Origin of the sequence: Ferrigenium sp. UT5 (assembly GCF_045866295.1) — a bacterium.
Taxonomy (GTDB): domain Bacteria; phylum Pseudomonadota; class Gammaproteobacteria; order Burkholderiales; family Gallionellaceae; genus Sideroxyarcus.
In genome coordinates this window covers 19,451-37,205 of sequence record NZ_BAAFRY010000023.1, presented here as the reverse complement: position 1 = coordinate 37,205, position 17,755 = coordinate 19,451, and the positions used below count along the sequence as shown (strand labels likewise).

Sequence of the window (17,755 nt, the reverse complement as noted above, 5' to 3'; positions counted from 1 at the left end):
GCATGAGTCTTCACTGCAACTTCGTTGTCCTCTCCGTGCAACAAGGCACGCAGCGACTGTCTGGCCAGCTTCGTTGTGTAGTTTAGCATGGGGGGTGCAGAACGTCCGCGAACCCGGACTTTCGTTACGGCGTAACGTGCTACGCGCATTAGCCCTCACTGCAACTTGCCGCTGGCGCGGCGGAACAAAATTTCAGGGAACCTCTAGAAATTCACTTTTACGGGATGAAGCGCAAGGAGCCGCGCAGCGAATGACGAGACATATCAAATGGATAGGCGAGGAATGAGCGAGCACGCGACACCGCGATTCGCCCGCAAAATGAATTTATAGAGGTTCCCTTCATTCTTCGCCGACTTGGACGCTGACACCCAGCGCCTTCCACTGCTTTGCTTCCGCCTGCAACGCGGTTTCGGTCAGGGGATTTTGCGCCAACCACCCTTCCTCCAGCGACAAGTAGAATTTCGTCCCGCTGAAGCGGCCTGTCAGCCGGGGCAGTACCGCCGCGCTGCGATTGCGGCAAAGCAGGGTCGCCAAACGCAGGGACATCACGAGCGCAAAGTCCTGCGCCTCGCGAATCTGGGAACGCAGTTTCTCCAATCCGCCGCGATGCGCGAGGGCCAGGAAACTCAGGCGCATCTGCTCTTTGCTGGAGAACCCGGGCATGTCGGCATTGGCCAGGATGTAGGCTGAATGCTTGTGGTAGCCGCTGTGCGCGACGCTGATCCCGATCTCGTGCAGCCGGGCAGCCCATTGCAAATACTGTTCGGTCACCTCGTCCAGCTGTTCGGCCAGAAACTGGCGGGCAAGCAAGACCGCCAGTTCGGCGACGCGCGCGGCCTGTTTGGGGGCTACATGGTAGCGACGCATGAACTCACGGACGGTCGCTTCGCGCATATCGTTGTGGGTGAAGCGGCCGAGCAGGTCATACAGCACGCCTTCGCGCAGCGCCCCCAGCGCCGGCTTCATGTGCGCAATCCCGAGCTCACAGAATGCCGCGTACATGATCGCGAAGCCGCCGGGCAACACGGGGATCCGTTCCGGCTTCAGACCTTGCAGTTCCAGCCTGTTCACATCTCCGGCCTTCAGCAATTGTGCGCGCAGCTTTTCCAGTCCCTCCCGCGTGATGCCTCCATTACTGTATCCGTTTTGCTCCAGGATGTCGCAAATCACGCGCGCGCTCCCGGACGACCCCAGCACCACATCCCAATGTTCGGCGGAGTAATCGGCCACAATCGTTTGCAATTCGTTGCGGGCGGCAAACTCGGCCTGTTTGAGACCGGATTTGGATATCTTGCCGTCGGCAAAATAGCGCGTGCTGAAACTGACGCAGCCCATGTACAGACTTTCCAACTGCGCGGGCTGCAACCCTTGGCCGATGATGAATTCGGTCGAACCCCCGCCGATATCCATCACCATCCGGCGTTCATCGGTACGCGGCAATCCCTGGGCGACACCCAGGTAAATCAGGCGCGCCTCTTCCCGTCCGGCGATGACTTCGATGGGAAAGCCGAGGGCGCGCTCGGCTTGTTTGAGGAATTCCGGCGCATTTTTGGCGACCCGCAACGAATTGGTGCCCACCGCGCGCACCGCCTCGGGCGGCAAACCGCGCAAACGCTCCCCGAACTTTTCCAGGCAGGACAAACCGCGTTGCTGCGCGGCCGCATCCAGCATCTTGTCTTCGTCCAGTCCGGATGCCAGTCTCACCGACTCGCGCAGCCCATCCAGCATATAAAGCTGGTCGTCCACCACCCGCGCAACCTGCAATCGGAAGCTGTTCGAGCCCAGGTCAACGGCGGCAATGAGCGGTTGTTGCACGGGAATGGTCGGCGGCGAATTACTGTTTGACTTCGCGCTCGATTTCCTCGACGGTCACATGGCGCACGTCGCGCCCCTTGACCATGTACACCACATACTCGGACATGTTCTTGGCATGGTCGCCGATGCGCTCGATCGCCTTCGCCACGAACAGAATCTCCAGCGAAGTGGAAATGGTGCGCGGGTCTTCCATCATGAACGTGATCAGATACCGCATGATGGAACGGAATTCCTCATCCACCAGCTCGTCCTGGCGCACCACCGTCGCCGCGGTGGCCAGATCCAGCCGCGCAAAGGCGTCCAGTGACTTGTGCAACATGTCGAGCGCGATTTCGGAGGCGCGCTTGATCTCGTTATAGCGCGGCAAATGCAGGCGCTCCTTCTGCGACAGCAGTTTCGCCATGCGCGCGATCTTTTCCGCCTCGTCGCCGATGCGCTCCAGGTCGGTGATGGTCTTGATCACCGTCATCACCATTCGCAAGTCGCCCGCCGCCGGCTGGCGCCGCACCAGAATGTGGTTGCAGCTCTCGTCAATCTCGACTTCCATCGCATTCACCCGATGGTCGTCCTCGATCACCCGGGTCATCAGCGCGACATCGCCATTGACCAGCGAATCGACGGCCAGGCGGATCTGGCTCTCGACCAGGCCGCCCATTTGCAATACGCGCGCGCGCACCGCCTCCAGTTCGGCATCGAATTGTTTTGAGGTGTGTTCGCTGTTGGCCATTTTTTTCTTCCGGATGAGGTCAATAAATACTGAATGCTAGTTTGCCGCGGTTAAATCTTTGTTACGCCGTCAGCGTCTGCACACCCTGAGGCGTGCCGAGCAGCAGGACATCGGCCCCGCGACGCGCGAACAGCCCGTTGGTGACCACGCCGGGCAACTGGTTGAGCAGGGTTTCCAGCTCGACCGGATTCATGATCTTGAGATTGTGCACGTCCAGGATGACGTTGCCGTTGTCGGTGACGAACCCCTCGCGCAGCTTCGGCTGGCCGCCGAGCTTGACCACCTCGCGCGCGATGTAGCTGCGCGCCATCGGGATCACTTCGATCGGCAGCGGGAACTTGCCCAGCACATCCACCAGCTTGCTGGCGTCGCACACACAAACGAATTTCCGGCTCGCCGCCGCGACAATCTTTTCACGCGTCAGCGCGCCTCCGCCGCCCTTGGTCATATGCATGTGGCGCGTGATTTCGTCCGCGCCGTCCACATACACCGGCAGATCGCCCGCATCGTTCAGCGACAGCACCTCGATCCCGTGCCCCTGCAAGCGCTTGGTCGAAGCTTCCGAGCTCGCCACCGCGCCGCGGATCTTGCCCTTGATCTTGGCCAGCTCGTCGATGAAGAAGTTGGCGGTGGAACCGGTCCCCACCCCCACAATGCAATCATTGGGCACATAGGCAATCGCCGCCTGGGCGACCGCGCGTTTCATATCGTCTTGAGTCATGCTCATAAGGTAACCTCTGCGTAATAAATTCCGGTCGTGCGCCCGATTATTGCAGGAATTCTTCCGTTTAGAAACACTCGCCCTTCCCAAACTCCGCTTTTCCATTTAGGATGCGCGCCTGCCGTGGGGGTGTAGCTCAGTTGGGAGAGCGTCTGGTTCGCAATCAGAAGGTCGTCAGTTCGATCCTGATCACCTCCACCACTATCCTCTTGGATGGTGCATCGCATGCAGTTTCTTCAATCTTTCCCTGGCCACGTGCGTATAGATCTGCGTGGTTGAGATATCCGAATGTCCCAGCAGCATCTGCACCACGCGCAGGTCGGCGCCGTGATTCAGCAGGTGGGTGGCGAAGGCATGGCGCAGCGTGTGCGGCGACAAGGGTTTGTCCATGCCGCCCTGCCTGGCGTGCTTTTTGATCAGATACCAGAACATCTGCCGCGTCATGCCTTCACCGCGATGCGTGACGAACAGGGCGTCGGTCAACTTTCCGGCGAGCAAAACCGGGCGTGCTTCCGCGAGGTAACGCCTGACCCAGTCCAGCGCTTCCTCGCCCAGCGGAACCAGGCGTTCCTTGCTGCCCTTGCCCATCACCCGGACCACCCCTTCGTTGAGACTGACTTGCATAATGAGCAAGCCGACCAGTTCGGATACGCGCAGGCCGCTGGCATACAGCACTTCCAGCATGGTGCGGTCGCGCATGCCCAGCGGCGTCTGCACATCGGGGGCGTTCAACAGCAGCTCGACATCTTCCTCGGTCAGGCTTTTGGGCAGACTGCGCGGCAACTTCGGTGTGGCGATTTGCAAAGTAGGATCGGTCGTGATCTTGTTCTGACGGAGCAGGTAGCGGAACAGGCGCTTGAGACTGGAGATGGCGCGCGAGGTCGAAGTCGCCTTGGCTTTCTGCCCCTGATACAGATAGGCCAGAAAATCCTGGAGGTCAGCGTGCGTGGCTGACAGTAATCCGCCCTCATGACATTGCGCCAACCAAACCGAAAATTTGTCCAGATCGCGCCGGTAACTTTCCAGCGTGTTGCGCGACAAGCCATCCTCCAACCACAGCGCGTCGCTGAATTCGTCCAGCAGCTCAGCGTCGCTCATGGGCCAGCAGCCACCGTTTGATGTTCAATGCATCTTCATCCCCGCGATGCATGAAACCTCCAAGGCCATTCTTGCCCACCACACGATGACAAGGAATGATGATGGGAATGGAATTGTTGCCGCACGCCTGGCCGACCGCACGCGCACTGGAGCCTATCCGCTTCGCCAGCTCGCCGTAGGTCACCGTCTCACCGCGCGGGATGTCCAGCATCGCCTGCCACACCAGACACTGGTGATGCGTACCGTCAAGCGTGAAAGGTAGGTCGAACTCGAAACTCGCATCGGCAAAATAAGCTGACAACTGATCGCAAATCTCCTGCGCCATCGGGCTGGCGGGCGCTAACGCCTTCATGTGCGAAGAGACGAACTCGACACCCAACAGATCCTCATCCGAACAACGGATGGCGAGCTTGCCGAAAGGCGCAGCGATGATGGCTTGGAATGTCATGGGCGCATGATAGCGGAAATGAAAACGACGAGAGTCGCGTAGTCACTCACTTTCGACAAACGCAGGCGACTGGATTCAACAACGCCCTTGAGCTTGACATACCGTGCAGGCCGAATACGAATTTTGAGCGGCCCTCACCGTCCATGAAGCGTCAGCTGATCAATTTCTTGCCCCGCAACGTCTCGATGATTTCCGGGATGACGCCCGGGTCGTCGATGGTGGAGGGCACGGTGTAGGGCTTGCCGTTGACGATGCCATTCAGCGTCTTGCGCAGGGTCTTGCCGGAGCGGGTCTTGGGCAGGCGTTTCAGGATGACCGAGTCCTTGTAGCAGGTGATGGCACCGATGGCTTCGCGCACGCGGTTGACCAGTTCTTTTTGCAGCATTGCTTCGTCAATGTTCACGCCGGATTTCAGCACCACCAGCCCCATCGGCACCTGACCCTTGAGATCGTCGTCGCGCGCGATGACCGCGCACTCGGCCACCGCCGGATGCGCGGCCACCACTTCCTCGATCTCGCCGGTGGAAAGACGATGGCCCGCCACGTTGATGACATCGTCCACGCGTCCCATCACGAACACGTAGCCATCGTCATCGATGTAGCCGCCATCACCGGTGGTGTAGTAGCCGGGCAGGAATTGCAGGTAGCTTTCGCGGAATTTGTTGTCGTCGCCCCAGATGCGGTTCATGCAGGCGGGCGGCAACGGCAATTTGATGGCGATGTAGCCCTGTTCGTTGCGCGCCATCTGCTTGCCGCTCTCGTCCAGGATGCGCACATCGAAGCCGGGCGTGGGCAGTGTCGAAGAGCCGAACTTGACCGGCTTCGGCTCCACGCCCCACAGGTTGGCGGTGATGCCCCAGCCGGTCTCGGTCTGCCACCAGTGATCGACCACGGTCTTGCCGCTCTTTTCGCTCAACCATTCCTGCGTCGGCGGGTCGAGGCGCTCGCCTGCAGAGAAGATGACCTGCAATTTCGACAGATCGTATTGCGCCATCAGTTTCGCGTCGGGGTCTTCCTTCTTCACCGCTCTGAAAGCAGTCGGCGCGGTGAAGAACGACTTCACGTTGTACTCCGAGATCACGCGCCACAGCGCGCCCGCGTCCGGCGTCATGATCGGTTTGCCTTCATAGACTATCGTGGTGCAGCCATGTAGCAGCGGCCCATAGACGATGTAGGAGTGGCCCACCACCCAGCCCACGTCCGAAGCGGCCCAGTACACATCGCCGGGCTCCACGTTGTAGATCGCCTTCATGCTGTAGTTGAGCGCCACCGCATGGCCGCCGTTTTCGCGCACCACGCCTTTGGGTTTGCCGGTGGTGCCGGAGGTGTAGAGAATGTACAGCGGGTCGCTGCCTTTGACCGGCGTGCAGCCGACCGCTTTCGATTTTTCCAGCAACGCTGACCAGTCGTGGTCGCGCCCCGCGACGAGTGTGGCGGCACATTGCGGGCGCTGCAAGATGACCACGCTCTGCGGTTTGTGTTTCGCCAGTTCAATCGCCTTGTCCACCAGCGGCTTGTACTCGATGACCTTCTTCACCTCGATGCCGCAAGAAGCGGTGAGGATGACCCTGGGCGCAGCGTCGTCGATGCGCAGCGCCAGTTCCGGCGGCGCGAAACCGCCGAACACCACCGAGTGGATGGCACCCAACCGTGCCACGGCCAGCATTGAAATCACGGCTTCCGGAATCATCGGCATGTAGATGATGACGCGGTCGCCCTTGACCACGCCGAGGTCGGCCAGCATCCCGGCGGTGCGCGCGACCTGGTCGGTCAGCTCCGCATAGCTGATCTGCTTCTTGGTGTCGGTGACGGGAGAGTCATAGATGATCGCGGTCTGCGCGCCGCGTCCGTTCTTCACGTGATGATCGAGCGCCATGTAGCAGGTGTTCATCTCGCCGTTGGCGAACCAGTGGCCGATGCCGTCGGCGTCCTTGCTCAATATCTGCTGCGGGAATTTGTACCACGGGAGCAACTTGGCCTGGTCTCCCCAAAATCCCTCGGGGTCTTTCATCGAACGGTCATACTCGGTCTGGTAGCTCATCTCGACTCCTCCTTCGTTTTCGTCATTCCGGCGCAGGCCGGAATCCAGTCAATCAAATAATGACCTTGCGTAGCAAGGACAACCCCCAAAGGCATGTTGAAAAAAACCACTGGATTCCGGCCTGCGCCGGAATGACGTGGTTAATTTCAATTGATACAGAACATCTCCACGAACTCGTTGACCGGCGTTGCTTCCAGTTTCTGCTTGTCCAGGCACAGCGCCATGATCTGCTGGCAGCGCGCCTCGGGGAAGCGGGTGCGCAGATTGTCGAGGAACTTCTGCTCCAGCACCGGGATGCCCTCGGCGCGGCGGCGGCGGTGGCCGATGGGATATTCCACCGCGACTTTTTCCGTGCTGCTGCCGTCCTTGAAGAACACCTGGATGGCGTTGGCGATGGAACGCTTGTCGGCTTCCAGGTATTCGCGCGTGTAGCGGGCATCTTCCACCACTTCCATCTTGCCGCGCAGTTCGTCGATGATGGGATTGGCAGCATGGAAGCTGTCCTCGTAGTGCTCCGCCACCAGGTCGCCGAAGGCCAGCGGCACCGCCACCATGTACTGGATGCAGTGGTCGCGGTCGGCGGGATTCGCCAGCGGGCCGACCTTGGAGATGATGCGGATGGCCGACTCGTGGGTGGTGATGACGATCTTCTGGATATCCTTCAGTCTGTCTTTGACTAAAGGATGCAGGCGCACCGCCGCTTCGCACGCCGTCTGCGAATGGAACTCGGCGGGAAAGGAAATCTTGAACAAGATATTTTCCATCACATAGCTGGCGTAGGGCTGGTTCAGCGCGAACTTGCGCTCCGCTTCCGGCTTGATTTTCTGATCCTTGTTGGTCTTGGAAAACAGAACATCGTAGAAGCCCCATTGCGGCGCGGTCAGCACGCCGGGGATGCCCATCTCGCCCGCCATCGTCATCATCGAAAGGCGCACCGCGCGCGAAGTGGCATCGCCCGCAGCCCAGGACTTGCGCGAGCCGGCGTTGGGTGCATGGCGATAGGTGCGCAGCGACTGTCCATCGACGAAAGCTTGCGAAACTGCATCGATCACCTGCGCCTCGCTGCCGCCGAGCATGCGTGTTACGACAGCGGCGGACGCGACCTTAACCAGCACCACGTGATCCAGACCGACGCGGTTGAAACTGTTCTCCAGCGCCAGCACGCCCTGAATCTCGTGCGCCTTGATCATCGCGGTGAGCACTTCGCGCACGGTCAGCGCGGGCTTGCCCTCGGCCGCGCGGCAACGCGACAGGTAATCCGCCACGGCGAGGATGCCGCCCAAATTGTCGGAAGGATGGCCCCACTCGGCGGCCAGCCAGGTGTCGTTGTAATCCAGCCAGCGCACCATCGCGCCGATGTCCCACGCCGCCTTGACCGGATCGAGCTCGTGCGACGTGCCGGGCACGCGCGCGCCGTGGCGCACCGTGGTGCCGGGAACGAGGGGACCCAGATGCTTGGTGCACTCGGGGAAACGCAGCGCCAGCAGGCCGCAGCCCAGCGTGTCGATCAGACAGTTGCGCGCGGTGTCGTAGGATTCGCTGGATTTGATGTCGAAGCTGCATACATATTTCGCGATGTCCACCAGCACCTGGTCAGGCGCGGGGCGGTTGTTCATTTCTACATTGGCGCTCATGCATCTTTCCTTTATCAGTATTGTGTGGGTCGGACTTCAGTCCGACATCAAGCCGGATGAAGGGCGATGTCGGGTTGAAACCCGACCTACAATTGGCCACAAAACCATGACCTGTTAACGCTTCTCGATCGGCACCCAGGCCAGGTTTTCCGGCCCGACATAGTTCGCGCTGGGGCGGATGATCTTGCCGTCGGCGCGCTGTTCCATCACGTGCGCGCCCCAGCCGGTGACGCGCGAGATCACGAACAGCGGGGTGAACATGTTGGTGGGCACGCCCATCTGGTTGTACGACACGGCAGAGAACCAATCCAGATTCGGGAACATCTTCTTCAAGTCCCACATCACCGACTCCAGCCGGGCGGCGATGTCGAACATCAGCGTGTTGCCGTTTTCTTCGGATAATTTCTTTGCCACGCGTTTGATCACTTCGTTGCGCGGGTCAGAGATGGTGTACACCGGATGGCCGAAGCCGATGACGATTTCCTTGCGTCCCACCCGTGCGCGGATGTCGGCTTCCGCTTCGTCGGCACTTTGGTAGCGGCTCTGGATGCGGAACGCTTCTTCGTTGGCGCCGCCGTGCTTCGGCCCGCGCAAGGCGCCGATGGCGCCGGTGATGCAGGAGTAGATGTCGGAATTGGTACCCGCGATCACGCGCGCGGTGAAGGTGGAGGCGTTGAACTCGTGCTCGGCGTACAGGATGAGCGAGGTGTGCATTGCGCGCACCCAGGAAGCTTTGGGTGGCGTGCCATGCAACAGATGCAGGAAGTGCCCGCCGATGGAATCGTCGTCCGTCTCCACGGCGATGCGTTTGCCGGAAGTGCTGAAGTGATGCCAATACACCAGCATCGAACCGAAGCAGGCCAGCAGGCGGTCGATGATCTCCCGCGTTTGGGCGGGATCGTGTTTTTCGGATTCCTGTTCCACCGTGCCCAGCACCGAGCAACCGGTGCGCATCACGTCCATCGGGTGCGCGTTGGCGGGCAAAGCTTCCAGCGCCTGCTTCACGGCTTGCGGCAGACTGCGTAGTGATCTTAATTTTTTCTTGTAGGCTTTCAGCTCGGCAGCGGTGGGCAAGTTGCCGTGGATCAGCAGATGCGCGATCTCTTCGAACTCCGCCTGCTCGGCGAAATCAAGAATGTCATAGCCGCGATAGTGCAGGTCGTTGCCGGTGCGACCCACGGTGCAGATCGCGGTGTTGCCGGCCACGGTGCCGGAAAGGGCGACCGATTTCTTGGGCTTGGGTAGGGTTGATTCTTCTGCCATGTTGCGCTCCCTTAAATAAAATTCATTTGGTCATACTTTTCAAATTCAGGGTGGAGTTGTGATTTCAATTGTTCCCCCACCCTCAGTCCCTCCCCCGATGGGAGAGGGAAGCAAAGCAATGCAAAGCCCTTCTCCCTCCGGGGGAAGGGTTGGGATGGGGGAATCCTCTGAATCATTCTGCCCCCTTCTCGGCAAACAGGCGGTCGAGCTGCTGCTCGAATTTGTGATAGCCGAGATAGTCGTAAAGCTCCATGCGCGGCTGCATGTCGGCGATGACGTTTTGTTGCGAGCCGTCGGCGAGGATGTGCTGATACACCTTCAGCGCCGTCTTGCTCATGGCGCGGTAGGCCGACAGCGGATACAGCACCAGCTTCACCCCCACGCCCGCCAGCTCCGTCGTATTGAAAATCGGCGTTGCGCCGAACTCGGTGATGTTGGCCAGCACCGGGACATTCACCGCGCGGGTGAATTCTGCATATTGCTCCAGCGTGGTAATCGCCTCGGGGAAGATCATGTCCGCACCTGCTTCGACGCAGGCCTGTGCGCGCTCGATGGCTGATTGCATGCCTTCCACCGCCAGCGCGTCGGTGCGCGCCATGATGACGAAGCTGCTGTCCACGCGCGCGTCCACCGCCGCCTTGATCCGGTCCGCCATCTCGTCCTGGCTGACGATTGCCTTGTTCGGGCGGTGGCCGCAACGTTTCTGCATCACCTGGTCTTCGATGTGGAAACCGGCCGCGCCGGCCTGCGCCACCTCGCGTGTGGCGCGCGCGATATTGAAGGCGCCGCCCCAGCCGGTGTCGATGTCCACCAGCAAGGGCAAATTGCTGACCGCCGTGATGCGGCGCGTGTCCTCGCACACGTCATGCAAGGTCGTGATGCCGAGGTCGGGAATGCCGAGCGAAGAAGCTGCCACGCCGCCGCCGGAAAGATACAGCGCCTTGTGCCCGCTTTTTTCCGCAAGGATGGCGCAGTAGGCGGTGACGGCGCCGACGACTTGCAAAGGTGAGTTCTCTTTGATTGCCTGGCGCAGTTTGTTGCCCGGAGTGCTGGAGGTATGCATGGGTGTTTCCTTTCTTTCTTTTGTGGGTCGGGTTTCAACCCGACGCTGTTTGTCAGGCTGAAGTCTGACTCGCCTCTTCTTCATCAATCATTTCGCTGATGCTTTTCCACGCCCCCTGGATATGGCGGCGCATCAGCAGCTCAGCCAGTTCGCCGTCGCGCTGTTCCAGTGCGGCGACGATCTGGCGGTGCTGTTGCAATGCGGGTTTGGTGCGGGCGGCCTTGCGGCTGGTGCGGTAGCGGCACATCCGCAGCAGTTGGTATTGTTCGTTGCCGAGCAGGTCCATCAGCATCTGGTTGCGGCTACCGCGCGCGATCTGGTAATGGAAATCAAGGTCGCCCTCGCTCTGCGAATAGACTTTGCCGTCTGTTTTTTTGATTTGTGCTTCGTGCTGGTCGAGCAGCTTGCCCAGTTGGAATATTTCCGCATCGGTCATCTGCGTGGCTGCAATACGGCAGGCCATGCCTTCCAGCGCTTCGCGCACACCATACAGATCGGAGAGGGTCTGGCGATCCAACACCACCACGCGGGCGCCGACGTTGGGGATGCGCTTTACCAGACGCATGCCTTCGAGGTGGCGCAAGGCTTCGCGCAACGGGCCGCGCCCCATGCCAAAACTTTCGGCAAGCTCCGCCTCGTTCAGCTTCTGTCCTTGTGCCAGTTCGCCTGTCACGATGCTGTGCGCCAGGCGGCGCGTGGCGAGATCGGACAAGGTGCCGGGTTTTGTTGCGTCAATCAGCATGGATACATCCTAGATTGTCGACAAAGTAATGAAATCCTAGCACCAAAATAAGCAATAAGTGCAAGTAATCTAACTTATGTCGACAAAAATGGTATTCCGGAGCGAAGGTAGGAAGCGCACAAAATGAAGAAATTGGGGGGGTTGGCAGTGTTGCGGGGCGAGCGGCTGCTACGCAGTAACCGGTCGCAGCTCCCGGTCTGACACGGCAGGAGGATTCAACCCTCTGTCGGGTTAAAACCCGACCCACAGAAAGCAGCAGGGGTTTGTGGGTCGGACTTCAGTCCGACGCGGCAGGAGGATTCAACCCCTTGTCGGGTTAAATTCAGACCACATTCGGTTACCTTCTGCGGTAGGTGACGAAGTGGTAGTCCAGCGGCTGCGGTACGGTTTGCGAGCGAATCTCGCGCGAAGATTCCGCCCATGCGTTTTTGTCGAAGTCGGGGAAGCGGGCATCCCCTTCGACCGCCTGCTGGATCTCGGTAATGTAAAGCGTGTCCGCCAGATTCAGGGATTGCGCATAGATGTCGGCGCCGCCAACGATAAAAATTTCAGGATCGTCGGTGCAGGCCGCGACCGCTTCTGGCAGTGAATGCGCGATCAGGCATCCTTCAATCTTCAGATTCCGATCGCGGGTGACCACCACCGTGGTGCGCCCCGGCAACGGCTTGCCGATGGAGTCAAAGGTCTTGCGTCCCATGATCAGGTGGTGCCCCATGGTCAGCGCCTTGAAATGTTTCAAATCTTCCGGGCAGCGCCAGGGCAGTGAGTTGTTGATGCCGATGGTGCGGTTCTGCGCCATCGCGACGATGAGCGAGAGCTTGCTCATACCGCGACCGGTGCCTTGATGGCGGGGTGCGGGTCGTAGCCTTCCAGGGTGAAATCCTCGAATTTGAAGCCGAAGATGTCTTTTGCATCGGGATTGATCTTCATGGTCGGCAGCGCGCGCGGTTCGCGCGACAGTTGCGTTGCTGCCTGTTCCAGATGGTTGGAATAAAGGTGCGCGTCGCCGAAGGTGTGCACGAAGTCGCCGGGCTGCAAATCGCACACCTGTGCCATCATCAGGGTCAGCAGCGCGTAGGAAGCAATGTTGAACGGCACGCCGAGGAAGATGTCGGCGCTGCGCTGGTAGAGCTGGCAGGATAATTTTTCATCGGCCACGTAGAACTGGAAGAAGGCGTGGCAGGGCGCCAGCGCCATCTGGTCCAGCTCGCCCACGTTCCACGCCGAGACGATGATGCGGCGCGAATCGGGATTGTTCTTGATTTGTTCCACCGCGACTTTGATTTGATCGATGACGCGACCGTCAATGGCCTGCCAAGAGCGCCATTGCTTGCCGTACACCGGGCCGAGATTGCCCTGTTCGTCCGCCCATTCGTCCCAAATTTTGACGCCGTTATCCTTGAGATATTTGATGTTGGTGCTGCCCTGCAGGAACCACAGCAGCTCATGGATGATGGATTTCAGGTGGCACTTCTTGGTGGTGACCAGCGGAAAACCTTCCTGCAAATTGAAGCGCATCTGGTAGCCGAACACGCTGGTGGTGCCGGTGCCGGTGCGGTCGGATTTCTTTGTCCCGTGCGTAAGGACGTGCTGCATCAGATCGAGATATTGGCGCATGGGGTAGCCCGTATAATCGCGGCGTTCATTGACTAAATTCGAGGCCGCAATGCTAGCACAACTGACCTATTCCCAGACCCAGCATGCCGGCGACCACCTGCTGGTGCTGTTGCCAAAAACCAAGACATTTCCCAAGGATGTCACGCACGGCGCGTTGCTCGCTGCCGTACTCAAGCGCCGCGACATGAAGGCCGATGCATTGGCAAAGTCGCCGGTTGCGGCGAACGCGGCGGATGGCACGCTGGTGGCTTGGGCGATGCTGGACTTTGACCAGGACACTTTCGTGTTGCAGACGCAAGTACGCAAAGCCTTGCAGTTGCTGCTGGAAGAACAACCGAAGGTTATCGCCATCGCGGTGAACGGCGATGCCGCGCAGCGCCAGCACATGGCGGAGCTCGCAGTGTACGGAGCGTGGGTGAACGGCGCGCTGCTGCCGGTGCGCAAGAAGAAGGATGAACGCAAGTCGTTGCAGAAAATCTTGCTGATTGGCGAGGTGGACAAAAAGCCGTTCGATGCCTTGCGCGCACAAGCGGCCGGCAACCTGCTGTGCCGCGAACTCACCGTGCTGCCGCCGAACGAATTGACGCCGGGCGCATACCGGCAACGGGTGAAAAAACTGGCAACAGAAAACAAGTGGCAGCACGAAGAATTCGACATGAAGGCGCTGCACAAGCTGGGTGCGGGTGCCTTCATCGCGGTGGCACAGGGCAGCTACAGCGACGATGCGGCCATCGTGCATCTTTCCTGCCGGCACCCGAAGGCGAAGCAAACGGTCGCGCTGGTCGGCAAGGGCATCTGCTTCGACACCGGCGGTCACAACCTCAAGCCGTCGCGCTCCATGTACAACATGCACACCGACATGAACGGCTCGGCGGTTGCGCTGGGTATCCTGCTGGCCGCGACCCAACAAAAATTGCCGTTGAACATCGACTGCTGGCTGGCCATCGCGCAGAACCATATCGGCCCCCACGCATTCAAGCAGAATGACATCGTCACGGCGCTGAACGGCACCACCATCGAGATCGTGCACACCGACGCCGAGGGCAGGATGGTGCTGGCCGACACGCTCACCCTCGCGTCGCGCGCCAAGCCTGATCTGATGCTGGATTTCGCCACGCTGACCGGCAGCATGAAGTCTGCGCTGGGACATCGCTATGCCGGGGTGCTGGGCAACCGTGCCGGGTTGTTGCAGCGTGCCGTGGAGGCGGGTCGGCAGACCGGTGAACGACTGTGTGCCTTTCCGCTGGATGAGGATTACGAAACTGAACTGGAATCCAAAGTCGCCGACATCAAGCAATGTTCGCCCGACGGCGAAGCCGACCACATCCTTGCCACGCGTTTCCTGTTGCGCTTCGTGGAACACGACACGCCGTGGCTGCACGTCGACTTGTCCGCCTGCCGCTGTCCGGGCGGGCTGGGCTCGGTCGGCACGGAAGTGACAGGCTTCGGCGTGGGCTGGGGACTGGCGATGCTGGCAGGGCGCTAAAATCCACCCCCAAACGGTGTGTTCCGGACGTCAATCGCCCCTGTGATGCACGCCTTGGTTGTGTCCTGGTGGTCTCTTGAAATTTTGCGATTTTTTTGATTTTTGTCAATTTAGCCAACACCCGCCCTCGTTAACATGCCGCCTCCGTTCAATCAAAAAAGGGAGAGAGTTATGCGTAATAAGGTTCTGGTTGCAATGCTGGCTACCGCAGGTCTGTTGTCGGCTCCGGTCGTACAGGCCGAAGAGGGCGTGTTCATGGTTCGCGCGCGCGCGCTGTATGTCGATTTCAGCAATGGTCAAAATAACTTGCCCATTAATGTCGAGGCGGACAATCGCTGGATTCCGGAAGTGGACTTCAGCTATTTCATTACCCCGAACATTGCCGCCGAACTGGTGCTGACGACCCCGCAAAGTGTCGATATCAAGAATGATGGAACCAAGCTGGGATCGGTTCGGGCCTTGCCGCCTTCGTTGCTCTTGCAGTACCACGTTACCGAGTTGGGGGCGTTCAAACCCTATGTTGGTCTGGGCCTGAATTACACCATTTTCAGCAGCCGCAACGTGGGCACAACGGCACGCGTGGACAGTTCCAGCCTGGGTCTGGCCGCTCAAGTCGGCGCTGACTACATGCTCGACAAAAACTGGGGGATCAACGCGGACCTCAAGTACATTCAGATGGATACCAAAGTCAAGGCGGGCGGAAGCTCGATCGGCACGCTTGATCTGAACCCGATCACGGTCGGCGCCGGCGTCACGTATCGGTTCTAAACCCGCACGCGCAAGTGCAATAAAATGGGCGCCCGCGGGCGCCCATTTTATTGGTCAGCAAGACCTGCGCACGATTCGGATGCATGGCACACGGGGCGATGTGCCTTTACGGCACATCAGGCACCCGCACACCGCGCAATCCCCTACTCGAATCGCGTCGCAGGTGCGATTACATCATGCCGCCCATACCTCCCATATCACCACCGCCCATACCGCCGGCTGGTTTTTCTTCTGGCAACTCGGCAACCATGCAAGCCGTGGTCAGCATCAGACCTGCGATGGATGCCGCATGTTGCAAGGCGGTCCGGGTCACCTTGGTGGGGTCAACCACACCCATCGCCATCATGTCGCCGTACTCGCTGCTGGCGGCGTTGTAGCCGAAGTTCCCCTTGTTTTCCAGCACTTTGTTGACGACTACAGAGGGCTCATCACCCGCGTTCGCCACGATGGCGCGCAATGGCGCTTCCATCGCGCGCAACACGATGGTGATGCCCGCGTCCTGGTCATGGTTGTCCCCCTTGAGGGTTGCAACCGCAATCTTGGCACGCAACAGCGCAACGCCGCCGCCCGCCACGATTCCCTCTTCAACGGCCGCACGAGTGGCATGCAAGGCATCGTCAACACGGTCTTTCTTCTCTTTCATCTCGACTTCGGTCGCCGCGCCCACCTTGATGACCGCAACGCCGCCCGCCAACTTGGCTTTGCGTTCCTGGAGCTTTTCCTTGTCGTAATCGCTGGTTGATTCTTCGATCTGCTTATTGATCTGGGTGATGCGCGACTGGATCAAATCTTCCTTGCCTGCGCCATCAACGATGATGGTGTTTTCCTTGCCAACTTCGATGCGCTTGGCTTGACCCAGTTCTTCCAGCGTGGCCTTCTCCAGTGTCAGACCCACTTCTTCGGCAATCACGGTGCCCCCGGTCAGGACTGCAATGTCTTCCAGCATCGCCTTGCGTCGATCGCCGAACCCGGGCGCCTTGACCGCGACGGTTTTCAGAATGCCCCGGATATTGTTCACCACCAGGGTTGCCAAGGCCTCTCCATCCACATCTTCAGCGATGATCAGCAGCGGACGCCCCGCTTTTGCCACCTGTTCCAAGATCGGGAGCAAATCGCGAATGTTGGAGATTTTCTTGTCGTGCAACAAAATGAACGGATTATCCATTGCGACGATCTGCTTATCCGCGTTATTGATGAAGTACGGGGACAGGTAGCCACGGTCGAATTGCATCCCTTCGACGACGTCCAACTCGTTATCCAAAGACTTGCCATCTTCAACCGTGATGACACCCTCTTTCCCGACTTTTTCCATCGCGTCGGCGATGATCTTGCCGATGCTTGCATCAGAATTGGCAGAGATGGAAGCCACTTGGGCGATTTCGGTCGAGGTGGCACACGGCTTCGAAATCTTCTGCAATTCACTCACGGCAGCAACGACAGCCTTGTCGATCCCACGCTTCAGATCCATCGGGTTCATGCCGGCTGCCACAAATTTCATGCCTTCCTGCACAATGGAGTGCGCCAGAACAGTCGCTGTCGTGGTTCCGTCACCGGCAACATCCGATGTCTTGGAAGCGACTTCCTTGAGCATCTGTGCGCCCATGTTCTCGAACTTATCTTTCAGTTCGATTTCTTTTGCCACGGACACGCCGTCCTTGGTGATGTGCGGAGCGCCGTACGAACGCTCCAACACCACGTTACGGCCTTTGGGCCCCAGCGTGACCTTAACTGCCTCGGCCAAAATGTTGACGCCCGAAACCATCTTGGCGCGTGCTGCATCGTGGAATTTTACGTCTTTAGCTGCCATGTCTTAATCTCCTGAATTCGTTGAATGCTCAAGCTTCGATGATGCCGATGATGTCGTCTTCGCGCATTTGCAGCAGCTCGACACCGTCCATCTTGAAAGCCTGGCCGGAATACTTGCCGAACAACACTTTGTCGCCGACTTTGACGTTCATCGGACGAACCTTGCCGTCGTCGCCGATCTTGCCGTTGCCGACCGCAACGATTTCGCCCTGATCAGGCTTTTCAGCCGCAGCGTCGGGAATCACGATTCCGGACGCGGTTTTGCGCTCTTCCTCCATGCGCTTGACGATGACGCGATCATGCAAAGGACGAATCTTCATGCTTTTTCTCCTAAATCCAATGGGTTATTTAAACACCAAAGCGGAATGCTTGGCACTCTACTCTGGCGAGTGCTAATAGTAAGGGCTGGTATCCGTAATTTCAATAGCGCATCCGAAATATGTGTCAGCCCCCAACGATCCAATTAGCCCAATTTGACTGGATTTCTGTTGGCGTGCGTTTAAAACCGAGCACCTGGATTGTGCAA

General features: G+C 59.2%; 16 protein-coding genes and 1 tRNA gene. 3 read left to right on the top strand and 14 right to left on the bottom strand.

Translation table 11 applies throughout. The features are described from left to right. Positions 1-339: 339 nt before the first annotated feature. The 3 genes from ppx to rpiA all read right to left on the bottom strand — a co-directional run bounded on the left by ppx (position 340) and on the right by rpiA (position 3,263). Complete coding sequence (gene ppx, locus ACKTSJ_RS09315) at positions 340-1,815, bottom strand: exopolyphosphatase (protein ID WP_407899586.1); 1,476 nt, start codon at positions 1,813-1,815, stop codon at positions 340-342. 19 nt (positions 1,816-1,834) lie between these two features. Continuing rightward, entirely contained in the window at positions 1,835-2,542 is a 708-nt protein-coding gene (gene phoU / locus ACKTSJ_RS09310) for a phosphate signaling complex protein PhoU (RefSeq protein ID WP_407899584.1), read from the bottom strand. 61 nt (positions 2,543-2,603) lie between these two features. Next, complete coding sequence (gene rpiA / locus ACKTSJ_RS09305) at positions 2,604-3,263, bottom strand: ribose-5-phosphate isomerase RpiA (protein WP_407899588.1); 660 nt, start codon at positions 3,261-3,263, stop codon at positions 2,604-2,606. A 125-nt stretch (positions 3,264-3,388) separates the two neighbouring features. Here rpiA and ACKTSJ_RS09300 point away from each other — a divergent pair. After that, positions 3,389-3,464, top strand: a tRNA-Ala gene (locus tag ACKTSJ_RS09300). Here ACKTSJ_RS09300 and xerD read toward each other — a convergent pair. From xerD to ACKTSJ_RS09255, 9 genes are all read right to left on the bottom strand, one after another. Then, entirely contained in the window at positions 3,465-4,361 is an 897-nt protein-coding gene (xerD, locus tag ACKTSJ_RS09295) for a site-specific tyrosine recombinase XerD (protein ID WP_407899582.1), read from the bottom strand. After that, a complete protein-coding gene (locus tag ACKTSJ_RS09290; protein ID WP_407899580.1) occupies positions 4,348-4,809 on the bottom strand; it encodes a methylated-DNA--[protein]-cysteine S-methyltransferase in 462 nt (153 codons plus the stop codon). The genes xerD and ACKTSJ_RS09290 overlap by 14 nt, the downstream gene beginning before the upstream one ends. Before the next feature lie 151 nt (positions 4,810-4,960). Beyond that, positions 4,961-6,850, bottom strand: a complete 1,890-nt coding sequence (locus ACKTSJ_RS09285; protein ID WP_407899578.1) for an AMP-binding protein — start codon at positions 6,848-6,850, stop codon at positions 4,961-4,963. A gap of 146 nt (positions 6,851-6,996) precedes the next feature. Next, on the bottom strand, positions 6,997-8,484 hold the full coding sequence (locus ACKTSJ_RS09280; RefSeq protein ID WP_407899576.1) for a bifunctional 2-methylcitrate dehydratase/aconitate hydratase: 1,488 nt from the start codon (positions 8,482-8,484) through the stop codon (positions 6,997-6,999). A 114-nt stretch (positions 8,485-8,598) separates the two neighbouring features. After that, positions 8,599-9,747 (bottom strand): 2-methylcitrate synthase, encoded by a 1,149-nt coding sequence (gene prpC / locus ACKTSJ_RS09275; protein WP_407899574.1) that lies wholly within the window; start codon positions 9,745-9,747, stop codon positions 8,599-8,601. A gap of 172 nt (positions 9,748-9,919) precedes the next feature. Next, entirely contained in the window at positions 9,920-10,810 is an 891-nt protein-coding gene (gene prpB, locus ACKTSJ_RS09270) for a methylisocitrate lyase (protein WP_407899573.1), read from the bottom strand. A gap of 52 nt (positions 10,811-10,862) precedes the next feature. Further along, complete coding sequence (locus tag ACKTSJ_RS09265) at positions 10,863-11,552, bottom strand: GntR family transcriptional regulator (RefSeq protein WP_407899571.1); 690 nt, start codon at positions 11,550-11,552, stop codon at positions 10,863-10,865. A gap of 337 nt (positions 11,553-11,889) precedes the next feature. Continuing rightward, positions 11,890-12,378, bottom strand: a complete 489-nt coding sequence (locus ACKTSJ_RS09260) for a dihydrofolate reductase (RefSeq protein WP_407899569.1) — start codon at positions 12,376-12,378, stop codon at positions 11,890-11,892. Further along, positions 12,375-13,169, bottom strand: coding sequence for a thymidylate synthase (locus ACKTSJ_RS09255; RefSeq protein ID WP_407899567.1), 795 nt, complete (start codon positions 13,167-13,169; stop codon positions 12,375-12,377). The genes ACKTSJ_RS09260 and ACKTSJ_RS09255 overlap by 4 nt, the downstream gene beginning before the upstream one ends. A gap of 49 nt (positions 13,170-13,218) precedes the next feature. Here ACKTSJ_RS09255 and ACKTSJ_RS09250 point away from each other — a divergent pair, with 49 nt between their 5' ends. Continuing rightward, positions 13,219-14,655: a M17 family metallopeptidase gene (locus ACKTSJ_RS09250; RefSeq protein WP_407899565.1), complete on the top strand. Its 1,437-nt coding sequence runs from the start codon at positions 13,219-13,221 to the stop codon at positions 14,653-14,655. Positions 14,656-14,826: 171 nt separating this feature from the next. Next, the gene (locus ACKTSJ_RS09245) at positions 14,827-15,423 is read left to right on the top strand and encodes an OmpW/AlkL family protein (RefSeq protein ID WP_407899563.1); all 597 of its coding nucleotides are present in this window, start codon (positions 14,827-14,829) and stop codon (positions 15,421-15,423) included. A 169-nt stretch (positions 15,424-15,592) separates the two neighbouring features. Here the strand turns inward: ACKTSJ_RS09245 and groL are convergent, their stop codons facing one another. Together groL and groES are read right to left on the bottom strand one after the other, a co-directional pair. Beyond that, entirely contained in the window at positions 15,593-17,230 is a 1,638-nt protein-coding gene (groL, locus tag ACKTSJ_RS09240; protein WP_407899561.1) for a chaperonin GroEL, read from the bottom strand. A 28-nt stretch (positions 17,231-17,258) separates the two neighbouring features. Then, the gene (gene groES / locus ACKTSJ_RS09235) at positions 17,259-17,549 is read right to left on the bottom strand and encodes a co-chaperone GroES (protein WP_407899560.1); all 291 of its coding nucleotides are present in this window, start codon (positions 17,547-17,549) and stop codon (positions 17,259-17,261) included. Between the last annotated feature and the right edge of the window lie 206 nt (positions 17,550-17,755).

Bases quoted from the DNA above. Each gene is read 5' to 3' on its own strand.
- phoU (WP_407899584.1), bottom strand. From the start codon at position 2,542: ATGGCCAACAGCGAACACACCTCAAAACAATTCGATGCCGAACTGGAG.
- prpB (WP_407899573.1), bottom strand. From the start codon at position 10,810: ATGCATACCTCCAGCACTCCGGGCAACAAACTGCGCCAGGCAATCAAA.
- ACKTSJ_RS09245 (WP_407899563.1), top strand. From the start codon at position 14,827: ATGCGTAATAAGGTTCTGGTTGCAATGCTGGCTACCGCAGGTCTGTTG.
- ACKTSJ_RS09250 (WP_407899565.1), top strand. From the start codon at position 13,219: ATGCTAGCACAACTGACCTATTCCCAGACCCAGCATGCCGGCGACCAC.
- xerD (WP_407899582.1), bottom strand. From the start codon at position 4,361: ATGAGCGACGCTGAGCTGCTGGACGAATTCAGCGACGCGCTGTGGTTG.
- ACKTSJ_RS09290 (WP_407899580.1), bottom strand. From the start codon at position 4,809: ATGACATTCCAAGCCATCATCGCTGCGCCTTTCGGCAAGCTCGCCATC.
- ACKTSJ_RS09285 (WP_407899578.1), bottom strand. From the start codon at position 6,850: ATGAGCTACCAGACCGAGTATGACCGTTCGATGAAAGACCCCGAGGGA.
- groES (WP_407899560.1), bottom strand. From the start codon at position 17,549: ATGAAGATTCGTCCTTTGCATGATCGCGTCATCGTCAAGCGCATGGAG.
- prpC (WP_407899574.1), bottom strand. From the start codon at position 9,747: ATGGCAGAAGAATCAACCCTACCCAAGCCCAAGAAATCGGTCGCCCTT.
- rpiA (WP_407899588.1), bottom strand. From the start codon at position 3,263: ATGACTCAAGACGATATGAAACGCGCGGTCGCCCAGGCGGCGATTGCC.
- ACKTSJ_RS09255 (WP_407899567.1), bottom strand. From the start codon at position 13,169: ATGCGCCAATATCTCGATCTGATGCAGCACGTCCTTACGCACGGGACA.
- groL (WP_407899561.1), bottom strand. From the start codon at position 17,230: ATGGCAGCTAAAGACGTAAAATTCCACGATGCAGCACGCGCCAAGATG.
- ACKTSJ_RS09265 (WP_407899571.1), bottom strand. From the start codon at position 11,552: ATGCTGATTGACGCAACAAAACCCGGCACCTTGTCCGATCTCGCCACG.
- ACKTSJ_RS09260 (WP_407899569.1), bottom strand. From the start codon at position 12,378: ATGAGCAAGCTCTCGCTCATCGTCGCGATGGCGCAGAACCGCACCATC.
- ACKTSJ_RS09280 (WP_407899576.1), bottom strand. From the start codon at position 8,484: ATGAGCGCCAATGTAGAAATGAACAACCGCCCCGCGCCTGACCAGGTG.